At 36.9% G+C, this 3093-nt stretch carries 6 protein-coding genes; 3 read left to right on the forward strand and 3 right to left on the reverse strand.

The window, feature by feature from the left end; translation table 11 throughout:
* Both WAO38_RS07120 and WAO38_RS07125 read left to right on the forward strand, forming a co-directional pair.
* Positions 1–298, forward strand: a 298-nt coding sequence (locus WAO38_RS07120; RefSeq protein WP_422235702.1) for a hypothetical protein, incomplete at its 5' end; no start/stop codon positions are given.
* Positions 299–424: 126 nt separating this feature from the next.
* Positions 425–994, forward strand: coding sequence for a YajG family lipoprotein (locus WAO38_RS07125; protein ID WP_422235704.1), 570 nt, complete (start codon positions 425–427; stop codon positions 992–994).
* 98 nt (positions 995–1092) lie between these two features.
* Here WAO38_RS07125 and WAO38_RS07130 read toward each other — a convergent pair whose 3' ends face one another.
* From WAO38_RS07130 to WAO38_RS07140, 3 genes are all read right to left on the reverse strand, one after another.
* Positions 1093–1380 carry a hypothetical protein gene (locus WAO38_RS07130; RefSeq protein ID WP_422235706.1) on the reverse strand — a complete coding sequence of 96 codons (288 nt, stop codon included), beginning with the start codon at positions 1378–1380 and terminating at the stop codon, positions 1093–1095.
* 195 nt (positions 1381–1575) lie between these two features.
* Positions 1576–1992, reverse strand: coding sequence for a hypothetical protein (locus WAO38_RS07135; protein ID WP_422235708.1), 417 nt, complete (start codon positions 1990–1992; stop codon positions 1576–1578).
* 67 nt (positions 1993–2059) lie between these two features.
* Positions 2060–2500, reverse strand: a complete 441-nt coding sequence (locus WAO38_RS07140; protein WP_422235709.1) for a MarR family winged helix-turn-helix transcriptional regulator — start codon at positions 2498–2500, stop codon at positions 2060–2062.
* A gap of 66 nt (positions 2501–2566) precedes the next feature.
* On the opposite strand from WAO38_RS07140, the gene WAO38_RS07145 reads away from it, so the two are divergent.
* Entirely contained in the window at positions 2567–2869 is a 303-nt protein-coding gene (locus WAO38_RS07145) for a monooxygenase (RefSeq protein ID WP_422235711.1), read from the forward strand.
* Positions 2870–3093 lie beyond the last annotated feature (224 nt).

Here is a 3093-nt window from a genome sequence, read left to right on the forward strand (position 1 = left end):
AGGTATATGTGAGAGATTTGACGAAATTACGGATTTTCTCGAACACAGATCGCAGGAGAAAGATGAAATCGTAATCAAACTTTTTGTGGATTTCGTGGAGTGTTTCTCATCGCTGCAGGCCGAAAAGCTGGAGTATCCAAAAGAGTTTCAAAAAGATGTGAAATACTTTGTGCAAGGCGAACCCGTCATGAAGAAACAATTTGAAGATATCGAGTTCCGCTATTTGATGCTGAGTGATTTTTACGATTTTTGCAGGTTGACAAAAAGGTATAGCAAAGCTGATTTTGGTGCTTCTTAAAATGTAATAACTGTATCAGAGCAGGGCACTAATTAACGGACATTGAGGTTGTCTATGCATTGGTTTATCTTGGGCATAATTGTTGGAGTGATTGTGCATATTTTTAAATTTTATAGAGGAACTGATATGAATAAATTATATAGTTTGGTTGCCGTTGTCGTCTTAATGAGCGGATGTTCATATAAAAATGAAGCAATAGAGCTTTCATCCTATAAAGCCCATTCCTTGAGTAAAACGACAGAGGATCGAAATAATATTTCTTTTTTATCGGTCACAGATATAAGAGCAGATAAGACTTCAATAGGATATGTAGAAGCAAATGGTTACGTAACTACAAAGTTATACAGCCATGTAGATTTTGCAGACAGATATAAAGAGGGACTTACTAAGGTATTAAAAGCTGCTATGTTCAACATGGTCAATAATCCTGCAGATGCGAATACAAAAATAGATGTAAAAATTAAAGATATCCAGCTCATTTATAATGATACTGATAAATTGAATGAAAATCTTCATGGAAAAATCATAGTAGAGGTAACTCTAACAAAAGCGGATAAGGTAAACGTATTCACATTTACTCAAAAACAAGGAATATGGATAAAACCATCTTACACGTCTAAAGATGTAGAACCTCTTCTAAATACACTCTTCACTGACAGTATTGACGCTATAGTTTCTAAGTTGGCTAATAAGTAAAGTGTATATACATTGTGTATTTCTATGGTTTGTTTTTTATAGGTAGCTTCATCTACACTTCTTGAGGTAATTCCTATCAGTATATTTTTATTATAATTTTACTTGATTTTCAGACCATACATCGATGAATCTTCAGTACTTTTTATATTGTATACCGATGGGTCCTCGGCAATACAATATACCTCAAACTGAACTAGATTATGATTTTCTTTTACCACAGCATCTCCACCAAGACTTTCACAATACGATGCAATCTTTTCGGCTAATGGCAATCGTTTTGTTGTTATTTTGAGAATATAGGCACCTTTATATCCACCATACGTACTAATGTCTTTAATGTCCTCGGTAATAAAAGTTTGAATAATATTTCTATGCAATTCGAACATTAAGTGTATTCTTTCATTTAATTTAGCATGTAATAATATGATTTTAACATATCTTATGAATAATAATTATTAACAAAAATTAAAGTGGTGTTTAAATTATATATTTTTTAGACATGGATGATATTTTGATGGCTGCTGCAGGTAGATAGAATTTTAAAAAGCAGTGTTGAATCTCTGCTAATTTATGAGGAAGTATTAGAGCTTTTGAAAATATCGATCTTCACGATTAACACTTGCTACAAAACCTTCTGAGTGGATCATCACATCATGCATCATCAAATCGAAATTTTTGGAAGGATTTTCATATACATTGATAGCAATATGGCGGTTGAAACGGACCGTGTAATCAGCCTTAAGGATTTGTGCCGATTCGGGGTGGATAAAGTGTGCTTTTTCATTCGGTAAAAATTGGATGACGAGCCCGGTCTTGCTGCACTGAAATTGTTTATTGCAAAGATGTGAATCGATTCGCTGCGTTACCTGTTCTTGCAGTGTCTGCAGACTCTCCGGCTGGATCAGTTCTTCACCGATAACAGGAGAAGCTCCCAATAATCCGGTTGTGAGCAGGGCGGAAGCTAAAAATCTTTTAGTGGTAAGGTTATGTTTATTCATTGTATAAAATCCTCTCGAAAATTCAAGATGCTGTGGATATTGTACAGGGGCTTAGTAAACGAATATTTCAGAGTGTCATGCGACCCGGACTCTTTTCGTTCAGGTAGGTAAATATTTGGTATTGGCACTCCATATACTCTTGCAAAGTCTTTTCGCCTAAGAGGTTGGAGAGTTCTTGTTGCGTTTTTTCAATAAACGTCGTCGCACTCTGCATCAGGTCTATCCCTTTTTGCGTTAGCACAACGGCTTTTTCTTTTTTATTGGTTCCTGATTCGAACGTGATATAGTGCAAGGTTTCAAGTTTGAGCAGATTTTTATGCATTGCCTGCCGTGTGTAGCCTATCTTGGAAGCGAGTGCGGTCGCGGTGATCCCCTGGTACTCATCAATGTAGGGGAAAAGGACGATCAGTGCACCGCTTAACCCCTCAAAGCCTTGCGCCGTAAGCTCGTCAAGAATAAGCTGATTAAATATTTTACTGGTCTCTAAGGATAAAAAGCAGATTGACATTGTAAACCTAGTTGACAAATTTGTTTGAACAGATTATTATTGCCTAAATAATCAAAGGAGTATAACATGAGATACCTTCTGCAAGTAGATTTTCCCCATAATGGACCGTTCGGGGATGAGCTGACAGCGGCAATGGCCGATTTGGCGAAAGATATTGCACACGAAAAAGGGCTTATTTCCAAACTTTGGACGGAAAACGAGACGGAAAAGGAAGCGGGCGGAATTTATCTGTTTGAAACAATGGAAGATGCGACGCGTTATCTGCAAAAGCATACCGAGCGTCTAGAGTCATTTGGATACAGCAATATAAGAGGCAAACTGTTTGTTGTCAATGAAGCACTGAGTGCGTTGTCCATTCCGGCTTCTTAAAGGATGACGGTGATGATCGGCGAATCGTTAGAATTTTGATACTTTTCTAAAATTGATTAAATTTTAATCACTTAAGGCCTATTCGATCATTATATTTCTATTATAATTTTTGCATGTAGAAAATTCGGGGGGAGCATATCTCCCAATTATTGTTCAATAAATGGATGCTAGGGTTCCGACTGAAAAGTGCTGGTCCGAGAGCATCCGGCCTCGTAAGCGGCTAC

The organism is Sulfuricurvum sp. (assembly GCF_049277495.1).
Taxonomy (GTDB): Bacteria; Campylobacterota; Campylobacteria; order Campylobacterales; family Sulfurimonadaceae; genus Sulfuricurvum.

What these genes read in the sequence shown, in the direction of transcription:
- WAO38_RS07125 (WP_422235704.1), top strand. Translation starts at nt 425, where the DNA reads ATGAATAAATTATATAGTTTGGTTGCCGTTGTCGTCTTAATGAGCGGA.
- WAO38_RS07130 (WP_422235706.1), bottom strand. Translation starts at nt 1,380, where the DNA reads ATGTTCGAATTGCATAGAAATATTATTCAAACTTTTATTACCGAGGAC.
- WAO38_RS07135 (WP_422235708.1), bottom strand. Translation starts at nt 1,992, where the DNA reads ATGAATAAACATAACCTTACCACTAAAAGATTTTTAGCTTCCGCCCTG.
- WAO38_RS07145 (WP_422235711.1), top strand. Translation starts at nt 2,567, where the DNA reads ATGAGATACCTTCTGCAAGTAGATTTTCCCCATAATGGACCGTTCGGG.
- WAO38_RS07140 (WP_422235709.1), bottom strand. Translation starts at nt 2,500, where the DNA reads ATGTCAATCTGCTTTTTATCCTTAGAGACCAGTAAAATATTTAATCAG.